Source organism: Cognatundibacterium luofuense (assembly GCF_018139685.1).
GTDB classification, from domain to species: Bacteria; Pseudomonadota; Gammaproteobacteria; order Burkholderiales; family Burkholderiaceae_D; genus Undibacterium; species Undibacterium luofuense.
On the sequence record NZ_JAGSPN010000328.1, the window covers coordinates 1 to 353 of the forward strand.

The 353-nt window shown below is 55.5% G+C and carries 1 pseudogene and 1 other annotated feature; the pseudogene reads right to left on the minus strand.

What is annotated here, in order from left to right:
- Window positions 1-353: pseudogene (locus KDM89_RS23140) on the minus strand (transposase); the annotation flags it as partial.
- Window positions 56-172: a sequence feature (AL1L pseudoknot), on the minus strand. Its footprint overlaps the pseudogene before it by 117 nt.

A 353-nucleotide genomic window follows, 5' to 3' on the forward strand; every position in this document is an offset into this window, starting at 1 on the left:
GTGCACAACGCAATGCCGGATTTCTGGCTTGTGCCGCAGTGCGCCAGTACCGCGGCGGGGCGACTTGCAATGCTTTGCAAATCGGCTCGGCCCCGTACATTGCACGGTGCTGATCAATAAATGCGCTGACTACTTTCGGTGGCGGTCGAGCTCCGCCTGCGCGAAAAAAGCACTTGCCAGCCTCAGAATTTCGTTTGTTTTGCGCAGTTCTTTGACTTCGCGTTCTCAGTGCACGAATGCGCTCCTGTTCTGCACTCGTCACACCGTTCCGAAGCCCTGTATCGGTTTCATGCTGACGTACCCAGCGACGTAATGTCTCTGCAGTGCAGCCAATCTTGCCGGCAATAGATTCT